The sequence below is a fragment of the Mesobacillus sp. genome, assembly GCF_047739415.1.
In the GTDB taxonomy this organism is placed as follows: domain Bacteria; phylum Bacillota; class Bacilli; order Bacillales; family Cytobacillaceae; genus Mesobacillus.
This window is the reverse complement of the sequence record NZ_JBIQOE010000197.1, coordinates 1-15,156: the sequence shown is the minus strand read 5'-3', so window position 1 is coordinate 15,156 and position 15,156 is coordinate 1. Positions and strand designations below refer to the sequence as shown.

The following is a 15,156-nucleotide window of genomic DNA, read 5'->3' as shown; positions in this document are numbered from 1 at the left end:
TGGAATCCCATACGTTCATGCATGTACATCTAGAAAACAACATTCTGTTCCCAAGGTATATTGCCTGACCAAGAACAAAAAGCGAAAGCGCCTCGTCAACTCCGACAAGCGCTGGAGGACCTGACAGTGAAGTCGTTCTTTGACTTCATTGGCAGGACCGAAGCGTCTCGAGGAGTTAGGAGCCGCAGCTAGACAATTCGAAAAGCGGAGGCGACTGCTCAACTCCGACAAGCGCTGGAGGGCCTGACAGTGAAGTCGTTCTTTGACTTCATTGGCAGGACCGAAGCGTCTCGAGGAGTTAGGAGCCGCAGCTAGACAATTCGAAAAGCGGAGGCGACTGCTCAACTCCGACAAGCTCTGGAGGGCCTGACATTGAAGTCGTTCTTTGACTTCATTGGCAGGCCCGAAGCGTCTCGAGGAGTTAGGAGCCGCAGCTGGACATAAGAAAATCGAAAGCGCCTCGTTCAGCCCCTACAAGCGCTTGACTAGACAAAAAAGGACTTGATGCCTTCTACGGCTCAAGTCCCTTTTTAGCTTATCTACTTAAACTTCCCAATCGTCCAGCGAGTCCACTGTATAGGTTGGCATTTCTTCATAATCCTTCAGCAATTCCCTGGTAGTTACACCAGTGTGGACGAGAAGTGTGTCCATCCCTGCTCGCATGCCTGCAAGGATGTCGGTATCGTAATAATCCCCGACCATAAGGGTTTCCTCTTTTTCTGTCCCAAGTACCTTTAAAGCCTGTTCCATGATCACAGATTCCGGCTTCCCGATAAAAATTGGATCTGTTTGTGTAGATACAGCAATCACGGATGTCAACGAACCGTTGCCCGGCAGCAGGCCCCGTTCAGTCGGGATTGCGATATCCCCATTTGTCGATATGAAGGTCGCTCCATTCCTTACCGCAAGGCAGCCGACAGCCAGCTTTTCATATGTAATGCCGCGATCGATTCCTGAAACAACGAAATCAGCGTCTTCTCCGGCAAATTTCAGTCCTTTTTCCTGGATCGCTGTCTGGATTCCCTCTTCGCCAATCACATAAACTGTCGCATCTTTTTTTTGCTCATAAATATAGTTGGCTGTTGCCTGGCTTGTTGTAAAAACCTGCTCCTCAGTCGTTGGAATATCAAAGCCGCGGAGCTTTTCCGCGACCTGTGCAGGTGTGCGCGATGAATTATTCGTAACAAATAAATATGGGATTTCCGCTTCAATCAGCCTTTTTATAAAATCAGAAGCCGCCTCGATCCGTTCGGATCCCCGGTACATCGTCCCATCCAAATCAATTAAATATCCTTTATATTTTTTCATATTGATCACTCCTAACTATATCGTTCCCATGTCGTTCAAAAACGAATACTCCCATTTTATATAAGCCAGGCAGTGAGTGCAAAGGACAAAGCTCACAATTTGAAAACCCTAGCGCCTCGTTCAGCCCCGAAAGCAGATTCACAACGAAATTATTTTATTATTTCCTAGACAAGAAAAGAGACCGCAGTTTAACGGTCTCCTCTGGCATGGTTTACTTTTTAAAAGCGGATACGGGCCCTAATTCATTCGTTAAGTACTCTCTCACTTTTACCGAAAAAAGCTTGAGATGAGGAAGCTCGGACTTGAAGGTTTCAATCAGGCTGGCATGGTCCACGGCAGTATACTGCTGGACAAGCATCTTTCTGAACAGGACGATTTTTTTCAACCCTGCGCTCATATCCTGAGTCACAACTTTTTCATCATCCAGAATATCAATGATGTCTTCATAGCTTCCAGGATCACGCATGATGAAGCCATCGATCATCGCGTTGCCCACATCAAGCACGGCCTCTACCATCGTATGCGCCGCACGCTCGAGTGCGGATTTTTCCATTGGCGTTTCCCATGGCCCATTGCTTTCAAAAAAGTCGATTTGTCTCTCTAAAAACTGCAATGTTTCTTCGATTTGATCTCTGTCGACAAAGTACATTCATTATCACCTCATAAGATGCTAGACGGTTTTCAGTAATCCAGGACGGGCATAAAAATAACCTTGTGCCAGTTCAACCTTGTTCCGTGAAAGAACCGATGCTTCATGCTCATTTTCGATTCCTTCCGCAATGACGGTGGACCCCGCTTCCCTCGCAACAAGCAGCAGTCCTTTCAGCATTGACTCCTTCACAGAGTTCTTATCAATATTTTCGATGACGGAACGGTCGATCTTGATGACATCCGGCATGATTTCACTGATCGTATTCAAGCTGGCATAACCTGCTCCAGTATCATCAACCGCTATTTTGATTCCCATTCCTCTTAACACCTTTATATTATAGATAAAATTCTCGATTCCCTCAATCGAGTCCCTCTCCGTAATTTCAAAGGTGATCTGGTTGGGCTGGATAGTGTCATATGATTGCATCATGTTTTTCAAGTCCCGGACGAATCGGGAATTCCCAAGGGTAATCGGAGTGAAATTGATAAAGATATCATCCAGACAGCCAGTCGAAGTGATTTGGTCAAGTGTTTTTCTCAACACGATCATTTCCAGGTCATAGAGCGTATTCGTCTGCCGCGCAACAGAGAAAAGCTGCAATGGACTCTCAAGTGCAGTTCCCTCCGGCCCTCTTGTCAGCATCTCCCACGCGCGGATTTCCTTAGTCGCGACGTCTATGATTGGCTGCGCTAAAAGTTTGATATTTTGCTGTGCGATTATTCTTTTCATTTCATAAACCATTTCATTAAATTCGGTTTGGATTCGTTTTTCAGCCATCGCAAACGCTTGCTGATGCGCCTTTAAGACCGCTCCGTGAACGGAATCCACCGATTTATCGATAAAAATAAACCCGGTATCAAAGATAGGCTGGACAGTAGGATACTCTTGAAAAATCCTGCTCTCCGCTTCCCTGAGGATTTTCTTCATTTTCACATCAATTTCAGAGATACAGTACCTGTTATGGTCAATCCGCATGAACAGGCTCAGGCTGTCGCTATAGTAATCATGCAGGACAATCATGTCCTCTTTGTCGATTTCTTTTTCAATAACATTTTTGAAATGCCGTTTCAAAGCCTTATGAAACTTCCAGCTCTCCTCACCAAGCTGCGACGCAAGCTCCTGGTGGTTCTTGATTGTGTATGCAATGACAGCAACTTCAAAGCCGCTGTTAAAAGCTTTCTTTACCCCAGAAACGACTGGGTTCCGCAAAATGAACTGTGGAGGGTAATAACATATCGTAGAATGTGGCAACATTATTTTTCCCCAACCAAGCAGGTTGTCTAAAATGCTAGTAACACGGCGGGCCATAGGTTTCAATCCTCTCAGAAGATGACTAGAACTTTTTCTTAATTGTACCATATTTAGCTAAAATAGACCTTTTTTCCTAGATAGTTATTTCGAAATATTTTTACTTCTTTTTATAGTGAAAATGTGGATAAGGTCGCATTGGACTGCCTTTTGGTTGGATTTTGACTTTTTGTGTTAAAAGCTAACGTGACTCCAGGTTGTTTTTGACAGCTTTTCTCGTTCCCCCTCAAACCTGTCACGATTCCGGCTTTTTCTTGACAGCTTTTCCTGTTCTCTCTTCAAACCTGTCACAATTCCGAGGTTTTCTTGACAGCTTTTCCTGCTTTCCCTTCAAACCTGTCACGATTTCGGGTTTTTCTTGACAGCTTTTCCTCCTTCTTCTTCAAAGCTGTCACAATTCCGGACTTTTCTTGACAGCTTTTCCTGCTTCTCCTTCAAACCTGTCACAATTCCGAGGTTTTCTTGACAGCTTTTCCTGGTTTCCCCTCAAACCTGTCACGATTCCGGGCTTTTTTTGACAGCTTTCTATCTTTCACGACCAATGATGTCCGAACACGAGGCTACTCCTGATAGCTTTTCCCCGAATTCCTCCAAACCTATCTGAATTAGGCGTTCGGGTCTCTTTCAGTCTTACAACGGGTTTTTTCAAAGCACAAAAAATCCCCTGAAAAATTCAGAAATTATTGTTTTTCTGGTAAGATTGATGTTGAGTGAGAATGCTGTCGAAAATGGAGGAGAAACATTGGAACGCGAACTGGCACTTGAAATCGTAAGGGTTACGGAGGCTGCCGCGCTGGCATCTGCTCAGTGGATGGGCCGCGGCAAGAAAAATGAAGCGGATGATGCAGCCACAACGGCAATGCGCAGAATGTTCGATTCAGTCAACATGGATGGAATCGTCGTAATCGGTGAAGGGGAATTGGATGAGGCTCCAATGCTTTATATAGGAGAAAGGCTGGGCACAAGGATGGGGCCAAAAGTGGATATCGCGGTGGACCCGCTGGAAGGGACGAATATCGTCGCCAAGGGGCATAATAATGCAATGGCCGTTATTGCGGTCGCGGATAAAGGAACCCTCCTCCATGCACCTGATATGTACATGCAGAAAATCGCTGTCGGTAAAAGCGCCGCTGGTAAAGTCAGTCTTAATGACCCAATTGAGAAGACGATTGAAATCGTAGCAGAAGCCAACAATAAACGAATTCAGGATTTAACTGTCATCATCCAGGAACGTGACCGTCATGATGACCTTATTGAGCGTGTAAGAAAAAAAGGTGCCAGAGTAAAGCTGTTTGGCGATGGCGACGTAGGTGCTTCGATTGCGACTGCCCTGCCGCATACAGGTGTCGATCTATTCGTTGGAACAGGCGGTGCGCCGGAGGGAGTCATTTCTGCTGCTGCCATCAAGGCACTAGGCGGAGATATGCAGGCGAGGCTCGTACCGCAGACGATAGAGGAAGAAGAGCGCTGCATTGCCATGGGCTTGAGGGATCCAAGACAATTACTAATGCTTGATGACCTTGTTTCCGGAGACGATGCGATTTTTGCCGCGACAGGTGTTTCTAGCGGTGAATTGCTCGACGGGGTACGCTTCCTTGGCGGAGACCTTGTTGAAACCCACTCCATTGTCATGCGTTCAAAAACCAAGACAGTCCGTTACATCACAGCACACCATCATCTTGAACACAAGCCGCACTTAGTGATGGTTTAGAAGGAAATACATACTTAGGAGGATCACGATGACTGAACAATTTTTTTTATATGATGATACTGAAGCAACAAAAACGCGTTATGTAAGCTTTGTAGGCGAAAACCAGCGCTTTGATCTAGCTATTATGCAGACTGGGCGATACTACGGAAAAAGTATCGTGATGGATATCCAGGGAAGCCGATTCGCCATACTCGGCCAGGATGACCTGGATGAAGAAGGTTATCTCGAATTCGCTTACAATCTATCTGAAGAAGATGCAGAAGAACTCCGCTCATTCCTGCGGCCAATCCTTTAGATTTGGAATGAACTGTTTGTTTGATTTGTCTTATCAATGAAATACTAAGAGGACAACAAGCAAAAGAAGGTGAGTTCATGAGCAAGGAAGACAGTGAAAAGTACTCTGATTTCTCAAATGTAGAAAAGCAGCGCAACTATGTAACGGCTGAAGACTATCCCGAGGGGCCATATGGATCACCGTTCCGGAAAGATGAACCTGTAGAAGGAAAAAGCACTCCCTGGCGTGAGGGACAGCGGTCCTACAGTAACTTCAACTATGAGTTCAAGTCTCTTCATCAAGGAACACCGCGGAAAGAAGCGGGCGCCCACCCAACCCATGATGACCCGAATGAAAGTGAACAGCCGCCGTATAGCGATTTATAAGAGACAAGAAATGCTCCAATCATCATGATTGGAGCATTTCTTCATTCCTTCTTTATTTATCCTGGCCTTGTTTCGCGACCTTCTTGGCTACAAAATAAGCGCAGCCAAAATTGCAATACTCATATAAGTACTCGCTGACGGTACTGATTTTCGTATCGAAAGTTGACTTCTGGTTTTGATCATCAAAAAAACCTCTTAACCGGAGTTGTCCATATCCCCAGTCGCCAACAATATAGTCATATTTCGTTAAAATTTCACTGTATCTGCCGCGAAAGGCTTCTTCATTAAAGCCATCCCTGCTTTCGTCCACTATTTCATAACATAGATTATTGATGCATATCATCGGTAGGTCCACCTCTTTTTCCGTAACGATCTGTATAGTTCTCTGTCCAATGGCAAGCTTGAAACCTTGCTCTTTTCTTAATTATAACTTATTCCCCATCAATTACTAAGCAAAAAAAATAATTTCAGAGCCATTCTAATGATTAGGGGGTGTTTTAATTGAAAAAAGCAATAATGGCTCTTGGCATATGTGGTACTGTAGCTTTGACTGGCTGTGGAGCAGGAGATGATAATGCCTCACCTGGCGATCGTGAAGGCAGGACTGGAGTATACCAGCAAAGCGGGAATACATTGAATGCCAATGACCAGCGTCCGGATTTATACAATGAAGATGGACGAAAAGGGTTCAATGATAAGAGCGAAGATTTTGGTTATGTGCGCCATCAGAAAACAGGAGTAATGGGCGCCGACAATATGGAAAATGCCTACACGGCAATCGACCGCGAACAAATTGCGGATATGATCGGCAGGTTTAGTTTAATGGCACAGAATGTAGATGATGTGTCGACACTTGTAACGGACGAGGAAGTCCTGATTGTATACGAAACAGACTCTGAAAATCGCGACCAGACTGCGGACCAGGTGAAACGAATGGCGATGTCAGTAGTTCCGCGCTGGTACCATGTTTACGTTTCAGACGACACGAGCCTGCGCAATGAGGTCGAAAACTTTGCCTCTCTCGATACAGATAGCCGCGACGTGGACGATTTGGTCGATGGCGTCGTCAAACAAATGCTTAAGTCTCCTCAAGGCCGTGACATGAGCTCTGGTGAAAATGCGAACGGAGAAGCCAAGGGCGAATTGAACGAAGAAACGGACAAAGATGATATCTCAAGACAGATGCAACAAGGGAAATAATGAAAAGAGTTCAGCATGGTGCATGCTGAACTCTTCTTTAAATTTTTTAAAAACGATAGCCTTTTTTACATAGATTCTAAATTATGCCTGTTGAGCTTCCTGCTCTGCAAGCTGCTGTCTATGTTTTGCAGCTGAATTAACCTGCTCATCCGCATGATAGGATGAACGAACAAGAGGGCCTGCCTCGCAATGGCTGAAGCCTTTTGCAATCGCGATTTCCCTTAGCTCTGCAAACTCATCTGGATGATAGTATTTTTGAACCTCAAGATGCTTCTTGGAAGGCTGCAAGTATTGGCCAAGTGTCAGAATATCCACGTTATTCGCTCTCAAGTCATCCATTGCTTCAATCAATTCTTCTTTCGTTTCACCTAATCCTACCATGATACTGGATTTCGTCGGGATATCTGGCTGCATTTCTTTTGAACGGCGGAGGAACTCAAGTGAACGCTCATAAGTTGCACGTGCACGGATTCTTGGCGTCAAGCGTTTAACGGTTTCAATGTTGTGGTTCAGGATATCCGGACGAGCATCCATCAATGTCTGAAGGTTTTCAAGCACACCACCCATATCAGATGGCAACACTTCGATTGATGTGAAGGGATTTTTTCTGCGGATCGCTCTTACCGTCTCAGCATAAACAGCTGCTCCCCCATCCTTCAGGTCATCGCGAGCAACGGCAGTTACAACAACATGCTTTAAGTTCATAAGTGTAACAGAATCCGCCACTCTTTCTGGCTCCTGCCAGTCAAGCTCAGTTGGAAGACCCGTTTTTACAGCACAAAAACGGCATGCACGAGTACATACATCCCCAAGGATCATGAAGGTCGCGGTCCTTCTTACTGCCCAGCATTCGTGGATGTTCGGGCATTTTGCTTCTTCACAAACAGTATGTAGATTTTTCTCGCGCATCATCTTTTTTAAGCCTGTATAGTTTTCATTCGTATTTAACTTTATTTTCAGCCAATCAGGCTTTCTCTGTATCTCTTTTTTGCTCATTATTTTCACTCCATTCCTGCTGCATTACATCAAGAACACCATGTAAAAATCAAGGCCGGCATACAGCTTCTGATGTCACTTTAACACATTGAAAAACTATCGACAAGTACGATAACCTTGCGATTACCATTATTTGATATTTATGAAAAATCCTCATCATCGCAAACTATAACAAGAAAAGCGGAGGCGCTCACTTTTTCCAAAATGAAGCGTTGACGCTGGAAATTAAAGGAGCTAGATCATGAAGGGAGGATTACGGTGAAATTCCTTAAAGCAGTTATCGTTCTTTTTTTACTATCCCCAGTCCTGTTCATGGATAAAGCAACTGCAGCTGAGCAGGGTCAAGAAGATGTTTATAAAAAAAGGATGGAACTCTATACCAAAGTAGAAGCTGTTACCCAGATTCCCTGGTACTATATTGCCGCGGTGGACCAATATGAGCGGAATGTCCGCCAGGCAAGAAAAGATTTGCCCAAGGCTGAAGGAGTTGCCGGGGTTTATTTCAAGCCGGAAGAATGGGCAGGACTTTTGAACCCTGATCTTGAGGATGACAATCCCGTTTCCATTCAATTTTTCAATGGAATTGGATTCGATGGGAATGGTGATGGCAAAGCAAGTTTAAAGGATGATGAAGATGTACTTCAGGCTTTTGCCCAATACTTACTTTCATATGGAACCGATCATGAGAACTTGAAAATTGGGCTATGGAACTATTATAAGCGTGACAAAACGGTTGGTATCATCATTGGCAAAGCGATGATTTACAAACACTTTGGGCGTTTAGACCTTGATACTCATGTCTTTCCTATGCCACTAAGGAGCAACCACAGTTATAACAACACATGGGGCGACGCCCGGGGATGGGGCGGCAGAAGGATTCATGAAGGCACAGATATTTTTGCTGGCTATGGAGTGCCGGTACGTGCGACAGGATACGGAATCGTTGAAATGAAAGGCTGGAACAAATATGGCGGATGGCGGGTCGGAATCCGCGATATCAATAATACTTATCACTACTTCGCCCACTTGAGCGGCTTTGCGAAGAACCTTAAAGTAGGTCAGATTGTCGAGCCAGGAACTGTGATCGGCGGTGTCGGCAGCTCGGGTTATGGCCCTCCAGGAACAAGCGGTAAATTCCCTCCCCACCTGCATTACGGCATGTACAAAGACAATGGCTATACAGAATGGTCCTTTGATCCATATCCACATTTGAAATTATGGGCACGGCAGGAAAGGGCAAGGCTCAAGAAAAAATAAGCATTCAAAAAGGCCAACCATTCCGGTTGGCCTTCCCATTTTATGAACGGGCTTTCCTTACCGCGTGAATGACACTCGCAGCAAGTCCTCCCCAGATAATTACCATACCTACAACCATCATTACTAATGCACTAAGATCCATTATTTTGAAACCCCCTTATCTTCTGGAATTTCGTATAGCGCTTTATCCCATTTCTTTGCTTTTGCAAAAACAAATCCAAGAACAATCGCACCGATTGCCACTAGCCATCCAGAGTAAACGTTAAACATTACCGGGTAGCCGCCGTAGCTTGTTTTAATATCTGTCATGATATTCATAACCATCATGATACCCAAAACGATTGGAGTGATATATTTCAAGGAAATCACCCACCAGCTTCCAAGGCGAATATCTGAGATTGCATCAGCATGGCTTTGCAGGGTGTTCAGTTCCTTTGCTACCCATACAATGAAGACTACTTCTACCAGACCCGCAAGAGCAACACCGTAGTTATTAATGAATGCATCAGCTGAATCAAGGAAGTTCAAGCCGCCCTGAGTTGCAAACAGGATCGAAATCAAAGCAGATAGACCGCCCCCGATTGCTACAGCTTTTGTACGGGAAACATTAAATTTGTCCTGGACACCCGCAACATAAGTCTCAACAATTGAAATCAATGAAGATAGTCCCGCCAGAGTCAAGCTGACGAAGAATAGTACTCCGAAGGCCGCGCTGAAGGCAGGCAATTCATTAATGATTTGCGGGAATACCGCGAATGCAAGGATTACACCTTTGCTTACTACTTCGTCAATTGGAGCACCTTGCTGCATTGCCATGAAGCCCAATGCTGCGAATACCCCGATACCAGCCAGCAACTCAAAAGAAGAGTTAGCGAATGCTGTAATGAATGCGTTGTTTGTAATATCAGATTTCTTAGGAAGATAACTTGAGTAAGTGATCATGATTGCAAAAGCAATGGATAAACTGAAGAAAATCTGTCCATAAGCCGCAACCCATACTTTACCATTCAGGATTTGGCTCCAGTCTGGCTTAAAGAATGCATTGATGCCATCAATAGCTCCATCAAGAGTCAGTGCGCGAACGACAATCACAAAGAATAAAATAACAAGTGCCGGAATAAAAATCTTGTTCGCAACTTCAATACCTTTCTTGACTCCCTTGAACAAAATACCAAGAGTGATGACCCATACAATGACCAAAGGAAGGAATACACCAGGTACGATACTTCCAACCTGCCCAGCGTCAACTACTTTTAGATAATCACCAACCAGGAATGATAGCGGATCGTCTCCCCACTGCTTGCTTAGTGAGAAATAAGCGTATGACATTGCCCATGCGATGATTACTGCATAATACGTCGAAATGACAAAGGAAACGGCAAGCTGCCACCAGCCAATCCACTCAGCGCCTTTACGCATTCTAAAGTAACTTAATGGTGCTGACCCGCGGTACTTATGACCGATTGTGAATTCCAAAATCAAAATTGGAATACCTGCTGTTAAGAGTGCGAATAAGTAAGGGAAGAAAAATGCTCCTCCGCCATTCTCATACGCTACACCCGGGAAGCGCCAAATATTTCCCAACCCTACTGCCGATCCTACCGCGGCAAGAATGAATCCTGCCCTTGTGCCCCATTGTGGACGATTTTCCATTTTTAATCCCCCTCGCCTTCTAATCACCTGGAAAATGTTGATAATTAGAAAGTTTTATATTTTCAGATTATTTAGTCTAGGAATAGTATAGCTAGTTTTTAATTGCTTGTCAAAATATTATTTTAGTCATAATAAAATTATTGCTAAAAAATTTTCCCAACTATACCAATACACCCTATTAATTAGGATTCTATTCCCACTTTTTTAAAAATATGAAAAAAGCTGTCTGAAACTCAGACAGCCTTAACATTATTCTGCAAGATTTTCTTTTAACACTTCTTCCTGCGTTGTTTTGCTTCCAAAAATGAAAGCAAATGCAACGAGCAAGATTGCCACAACCGCAAGTGCTCCTAAAGTGCTGCCAGTGAAACCAAGGATCAGGAATCCAACAGATGCAATCGCAGCAGAAATCAAAGCGTATGGCAGCTGGGTCATGACATGGTCTAAGTGGTGTGAGCCAGCCCCAGTTGATGAGAGGATCGTCGTATCGGAAATTGGTGAACAGTGGTCACCAAAAACCGCGCCCGCCAATACAGCTGCTAACGCTGGCAGCATCATGGTGATATCAGCTGCAGCAGCGATATCTCCTGCAATTGGAAGCAGGATGCCGAATGATCCCCATGAAGTACCTGTTGAGAAAGCCATGACTCCAGCTACAAGGAATAGCAGGAACGGCAGGAATGAAATGTTAATATTAGAGCTTTCAACAATACCAGCAAGGTACGTGCCCGTTTCAAGTCTTCCAATCAAATCAACAATGACCCATGCGAAGAACAAGATATAAATAGCCGGTAGCATTGATTTAATGCCCTCAATCATTCCTTTTCCAAATACATTGGCATTGACGCCTTTTAAGACAACTGCCTGTCTCACAAAGAAAGTCAACGCTACAGCAAGGCCAAGCAATCCGCCAGTTACAAGAGACTTAGTTACATCTGTGTTTTCAAAAATCCCGAAGATGGTTACTTCACCTTCAACGGCGCTTGCACCAGTCCAAAGCATCATGCCAACTGTTCCAGCGACAAGGGCAACAATCGGCCATACAAGGTCTCCAACGGTCCCTTTTGTGCTTGTAGGAAGGTCATCCTTCAGTTCACCCGGTACAGGCTTGTCCTGTGGAACGACGATTCCTTCCGTGATCGCTCGTTCTTCATGATGTTTCATAGGTCCAATTTCAATATTTCTAAGAGCTACGATAAAGACCATCGCTAATGCTGCAAGTGCGTAGAAGTTCATTGGCACAATTTGCATGAATCCTGAGAAAGCACTATATTCATTAACACCGTGTGCAGCAAGAATTGTACCGATCAAAGCAATGATATAGGCACCCCAGCTGGAGATCGGGGAGATAACACACATAGGTGCTGATGTTGAATCGATAATATATGCCAGCTTTGCACGTGAAACCTTTTGCCGGTCTGTGATCGGGCGTGTAATTTGGCCGACTGCCAAAGCATTAAAATAATCATCAATGAAAATAATAACTCCTAAAAATGCTCCGACTAGCTGTGCTCCAACTCTTGTTTTAACACGCTTCATCGCCCATTCGCCAAACGCGCGGCTTCCGCCTGAAATGGAAATGAACGCTGTGATTGTACCCAGTAGTAATAAGAATAGGATGATGTACAGGCTATATGTGTTCAGTTCTCCATCCGCAACGACAATCCCCTTAATCGCGTCCCACATAATAGCAAATGTTTCTGTGATATTAAATTCAGCGAGCAAAAATGCCGCCGCGACGATGCCTGTCCCCAAAGACAATAGCACTCGTCTTGTGATTACTACCATTAAGATTGCCACTAATGGCGGCAGCAATGAAAAAATTGTGTTCTCCATTCTTTCTTTCTCCTCCTTGTTTTTGACAGGGGGGAAACTTTTACATGAAAAGAGTTTAGCTACCTTCTTTTAAAGAAAAATAAAAAAGGGCAACGATAGAGAACATTCTATCGCTGCCCTTAATAAGCAACTAGTGTCTCCATCACGATCTGTAGCTCCCCATTATGGATATACATCCATAATGACAGTGATACTCTTGTTCAAAGTATCCCCAGCAATAATAAATGTGACTCACTAATTATTGCTTCGGCAAAATTCCCTTTTAGCTGTGATCAACGTTGTCATCCTCACACAGCTTACTCTTGAATCCTGCGCCTCTACCCCATCGGAATGATGTGGTTTGTTATTCAATTGATTTTATAATATAACAATATCGTTAACTTGACAACTGTTTTTATTCTCCTGGAAGCTGGATGGCTGGTGATGTATCTCCGCCTCCATTGTAAAACTGCGGTACCTTTCCAGGGTAGTAGAAGCTGCCAATTGGAATGTTTTCTTGTACAGTCGCAATTTCAGTCGCGAATGGAATAATGATCTGCACATTGACTTTGACCCTGACCGAAACATTGATCAGTGTATTGTTGATTCCGTGCTCTTCTGTTTCCCAGACGACGTCAGCTGTCACATCGCCAATCGCGTTGAATTTCACGGGAACTCTAGGGCCCATATTACCTAGAAGTGCATTATTAGTGGCCTGACCCAATGGAACATAATAGATGATTCCTTCTTCCCTGTCCTCATCATCGGTGACTAGCTCGACATCTGACAGCATCTCAAGCGAAGTGAGATTCCCTCTTTCCGCTTCTTTCAGATTCATCTGCACGATGTTAGTCGTTTCTGCTTTTACCCTGTTGATGATTTCAGTATTGAATTTCACTACAGTGGTCGTTCCGCCATCGACAGGAACAAATTCTATGACTTTATCAATATCCATCCCACTGGCGATTTTTTTATTGATCGCCTTATTGATCACCAAGGTCGCAATCTTCCTTGTCTGGGATTCTGCGTATTTCATCAATGTGGGCTCGAGCCCTTTATCTATGATCCACAGTCCTGCTGCTGTTGAAAAGGAAAAAAAGACGAATGTCAGCAGGAATACATACCTGAAAGGCAAGGGCCCTTTCCGAGGCAGCCGCCGGCCGAATTTTGCCAAAACAAATCCCCCCTCTAAAGCTATATGTATGCTTCAAAGGGGGGAACTAGCCTAAAAAGTATTTAAAGTTTTTGCCTGCACTACTAAAATACCTTCTGGAAAAATTAATAATTAGCGGCGTACTCATATTTAATGATCGTATCACAGCTGACAATCATCAGGGATAGGTTCGATTGCAAATCAACTTGGTATGGCTCCACTTTTCGGCCGCTTTCCTCGAGTATACGGACAACAGGGCGCTCACTCAAGCCAGGATTCTGCTCAGCCACTACTCCCTTTCGCCCATCGCTTAAAATGACGGTAAGTCCGACCGGATATATTGCCACCGCTCTTCGGAAGGCGTCAACTACCTTCGAATCAAACAGGCTGCCTGAACCCGAGTAAAGAATTTCAAGACCTTCATGCGGCAGCATGGCTGGTCTATAGACTCGATTTGAAGTAACTGCATCAAACACATCCGCCACACCAAGAATCTTTCCGAATAAATGGATATCATCACCCTTCAATCCACGGGGATACCCTGCACCATTCAAACGTTCATGATGCTGGTAGGCACAATGAGCTACAATCAGCGGAACGGTCGGGATGTTCCTTAGAAGCTGAAAGCCATCCTCAGCGTGGGCCTTAATGACTTGGAACTCTTCCGCAGTCAGCTTGCCTGGTTTTGATAAAATTTCTTCTGGAACCTTCATTTTTCCAACATCATGTAAAATTGCACCGAGCCCCAGCAGCTCAAGCTCTTTTGGAGTCAGCTTCATTTCGATGCCAATCGCCAAGGCATATAAAGTAACATTCAATGAATGAGAAAAAATATAGTGGTCATGCAGAAACACATCCGACAGCAAATTCAACAGCTCTTTGCTCCTTTGAAGCTCATCAAGCAAAGCACTGATCAGCTTCTTGAATTTCCTCGCTGATTTTTCCAGTACAAAGGTTTGCGAGACATTCGAATCCAGCTGAATTTGCTTGAATGTATCCCCAATCGTCATAATCGCATTGACGCGCAATTCATCGGATATGGAGTTTCTCACGATGATATCATCTGTGTCAGGATCTTTTATATAAATATAGTCAATACCAAACTCTTCAAGTCGGCTAAGGATTTTGCCTTCGAGCCGTGCGCCCACATTTAAAAGAACCTGGCCCTTGTCATTATAGATGGCTTTTGCTAGTAAAGCCCCTTCCTCTACCGAAGTGGTGGCTACGAGTCTCATGTCAATTCCCACTTTATCTGTTAGTTGGTGGTGGCTATTTTCGGCGATAACTTCCGAAAATAGCCAGGGAAGAACAAAAAGTGCAAGCGCCTCGTTCAGCTCCGACAAGCGCTGCCCGCCTTATAACGCCACGTCCTGTGGCTGGCGGGTCTAGCACTTCGTGTGCCTCGGAGGGCCGACCGGTGAAGTCGTTCTTTGACTTCATTGG

Annotated in this window: 15 protein-coding genes and 1 riboswitch; of the genes, 5 read left to right on the top strand and 10 right to left on the bottom strand. The window is 44.5% G+C overall.

The window, feature by feature from the left end; all coding sequences use genetic code 11:
- Nucleotides 1-543: 543 nt before the first annotated feature.
- The 3 genes from ACH0QE_RS15745 to ACH0QE_RS15735 all read right to left on the bottom strand — a co-directional run bounded on the left by ACH0QE_RS15745 (nt 544) and on the right by ACH0QE_RS15735 (nt 3,214).
- Nucleotides 544-1,308 (bottom strand): TIGR01457 family HAD-type hydrolase, encoded by a 765-nt coding sequence (locus ACH0QE_RS15745; RefSeq protein WP_415801526.1) that lies wholly within the window; start codon nt 1,306-1,308, stop codon nt 544-546.
- Between the two features lie 211 nt (nt 1,309-1,519).
- Nucleotides 1,520-1,957 (bottom strand): DUF86 domain-containing protein, encoded by a 438-nt coding sequence (locus tag ACH0QE_RS15740; RefSeq protein WP_415801525.1) that lies wholly within the window; start codon nt 1,955-1,957, stop codon nt 1,520-1,522.
- 21 nt (nt 1,958-1,978) lie between these two features.
- Nucleotides 1,979-3,214 carry an EAL domain-containing protein gene (locus ACH0QE_RS15735; RefSeq protein WP_415801524.1) on the bottom strand — a complete coding sequence of 412 codons (1,236 nt, stop codon included), beginning with the start codon at nt 3,212-3,214 and terminating at the stop codon, nt 1,979-1,981.
- Between the two features lie 796 nt (nt 3,215-4,010).
- Between ACH0QE_RS15735 and glpX the strand changes: the two genes are divergently transcribed.
- The 3 genes from glpX to ACH0QE_RS15720 all read left to right on the top strand — a co-directional run bounded on the left by glpX (nt 4,011) and on the right by ACH0QE_RS15720 (nt 5,639).
- Nucleotides 4,011-4,979: a class II fructose-bisphosphatase gene (glpX, locus tag ACH0QE_RS15730; RefSeq protein WP_415801523.1), complete on the top strand. Its 969-nt coding sequence runs from the start codon at nt 4,011-4,013 to the stop codon at nt 4,977-4,979.
- A 28-nt stretch (nt 4,980-5,007) separates the two neighbouring features.
- On the top strand, nt 5,008-5,274 hold the full coding sequence (locus ACH0QE_RS15725; protein ID WP_415801522.1) for a DUF3055 domain-containing protein: 267 nt from the start codon (nt 5,008-5,010) through the stop codon (nt 5,272-5,274).
- Nucleotides 5,275-5,351: 77 nt separating this feature from the next.
- Nucleotides 5,352-5,639 (top strand): cytosolic protein, encoded by a 288-nt coding sequence (locus tag ACH0QE_RS15720; RefSeq protein ID WP_214738950.1) that lies wholly within the window; start codon nt 5,352-5,354, stop codon nt 5,637-5,639.
- Between the two features lie 52 nt (nt 5,640-5,691).
- Here the strand turns inward: ACH0QE_RS15720 and ACH0QE_RS15715 are convergent, their stop codons facing one another.
- Nucleotides 5,692-5,982, bottom strand: a complete 291-nt coding sequence (locus ACH0QE_RS15715; RefSeq protein ID WP_415801521.1) for a YutD family protein — start codon at nt 5,980-5,982, stop codon at nt 5,692-5,694.
- A gap of 158 nt (nt 5,983-6,140) precedes the next feature.
- Between ACH0QE_RS15715 and ACH0QE_RS15710 the strand changes: the two genes are divergently transcribed.
- On the top strand, nt 6,141-6,839 hold the full coding sequence (locus ACH0QE_RS15710) for a YhcN/YlaJ family sporulation lipoprotein (RefSeq protein WP_415801520.1): 699 nt from the start codon (nt 6,141-6,143) through the stop codon (nt 6,837-6,839).
- An 81-nt stretch (nt 6,840-6,920) separates the two neighbouring features.
- On the opposite strand, the gene lipA is transcribed toward ACH0QE_RS15710, so the two are convergent.
- On the bottom strand, nt 6,921-7,835 hold the full coding sequence (lipA, locus tag ACH0QE_RS15705; protein ID WP_415801519.1) for a lipoyl synthase: 915 nt from the start codon (nt 7,833-7,835) through the stop codon (nt 6,921-6,923).
- 312 nt (nt 7,836-8,147) lie between these two features.
- Here lipA and ACH0QE_RS15700 point away from each other — a divergent pair, with 312 nt between their 5' ends.
- Complete coding sequence (locus tag ACH0QE_RS15700; RefSeq protein ID WP_415801527.1) at nt 8,148-9,092, top strand: M23 family metallopeptidase; 945 nt, start codon at nt 8,148-8,150, stop codon at nt 9,090-9,092.
- Nucleotides 9,093-9,132: 40 nt separating this feature from the next.
- On the opposite strand, the gene ACH0QE_RS15695 is transcribed toward ACH0QE_RS15700, so the two are convergent.
- The 5 genes from ACH0QE_RS15695 to ACH0QE_RS15675 form a co-directional block, all read right to left on the bottom strand.
- The gene (locus ACH0QE_RS15695) at nt 9,133-9,234 is read right to left on the bottom strand and encodes a methionine/alanine import family NSS transporter small subunit (protein ID WP_023626578.1); all 102 of its coding nucleotides are present in this window, start codon (nt 9,232-9,234) and stop codon (nt 9,133-9,135) included.
- A complete protein-coding gene (locus tag ACH0QE_RS15690) occupies nt 9,234-10,745 on the bottom strand; it encodes a sodium-dependent transporter (RefSeq protein ID WP_415801518.1) in 1,512 nt (503 codons plus the stop codon). Before ACH0QE_RS15690 ends, ACH0QE_RS15695 begins: the two co-directional genes overlap by 1 nt.
- Before the next feature lie 249 nt (nt 10,746-10,994).
- On the bottom strand, nt 10,995-12,581 hold the full coding sequence (locus ACH0QE_RS15685; RefSeq protein WP_415801517.1) for a Na+/H+ antiporter NhaC family protein: 1,587 nt from the start codon (nt 12,579-12,581) through the stop codon (nt 10,995-10,997).
- Nucleotides 12,582-12,725: 144 nt separating this feature from the next.
- Nucleotides 12,726-12,909, bottom strand: a riboswitch (Lysine riboswitch).
- Nucleotides 12,910-12,975: 66 nt separating this feature from the next.
- Nucleotides 12,976-13,734: a sporulation protein YunB gene (gene yunB, locus ACH0QE_RS15680; protein ID WP_415801516.1), complete on the bottom strand. Its 759-nt coding sequence runs from the start codon at nt 13,732-13,734 to the stop codon at nt 12,976-12,978.
- A gap of 104 nt (nt 13,735-13,838) precedes the next feature.
- Complete coding sequence (locus tag ACH0QE_RS15675) at nt 13,839-15,056, bottom strand: HD-GYP domain-containing protein (RefSeq protein WP_415801515.1); 1,218 nt, start codon at nt 15,054-15,056, stop codon at nt 13,839-13,841.
- Between the last annotated feature and the right edge of the window lie 100 nt (nt 15,057-15,156).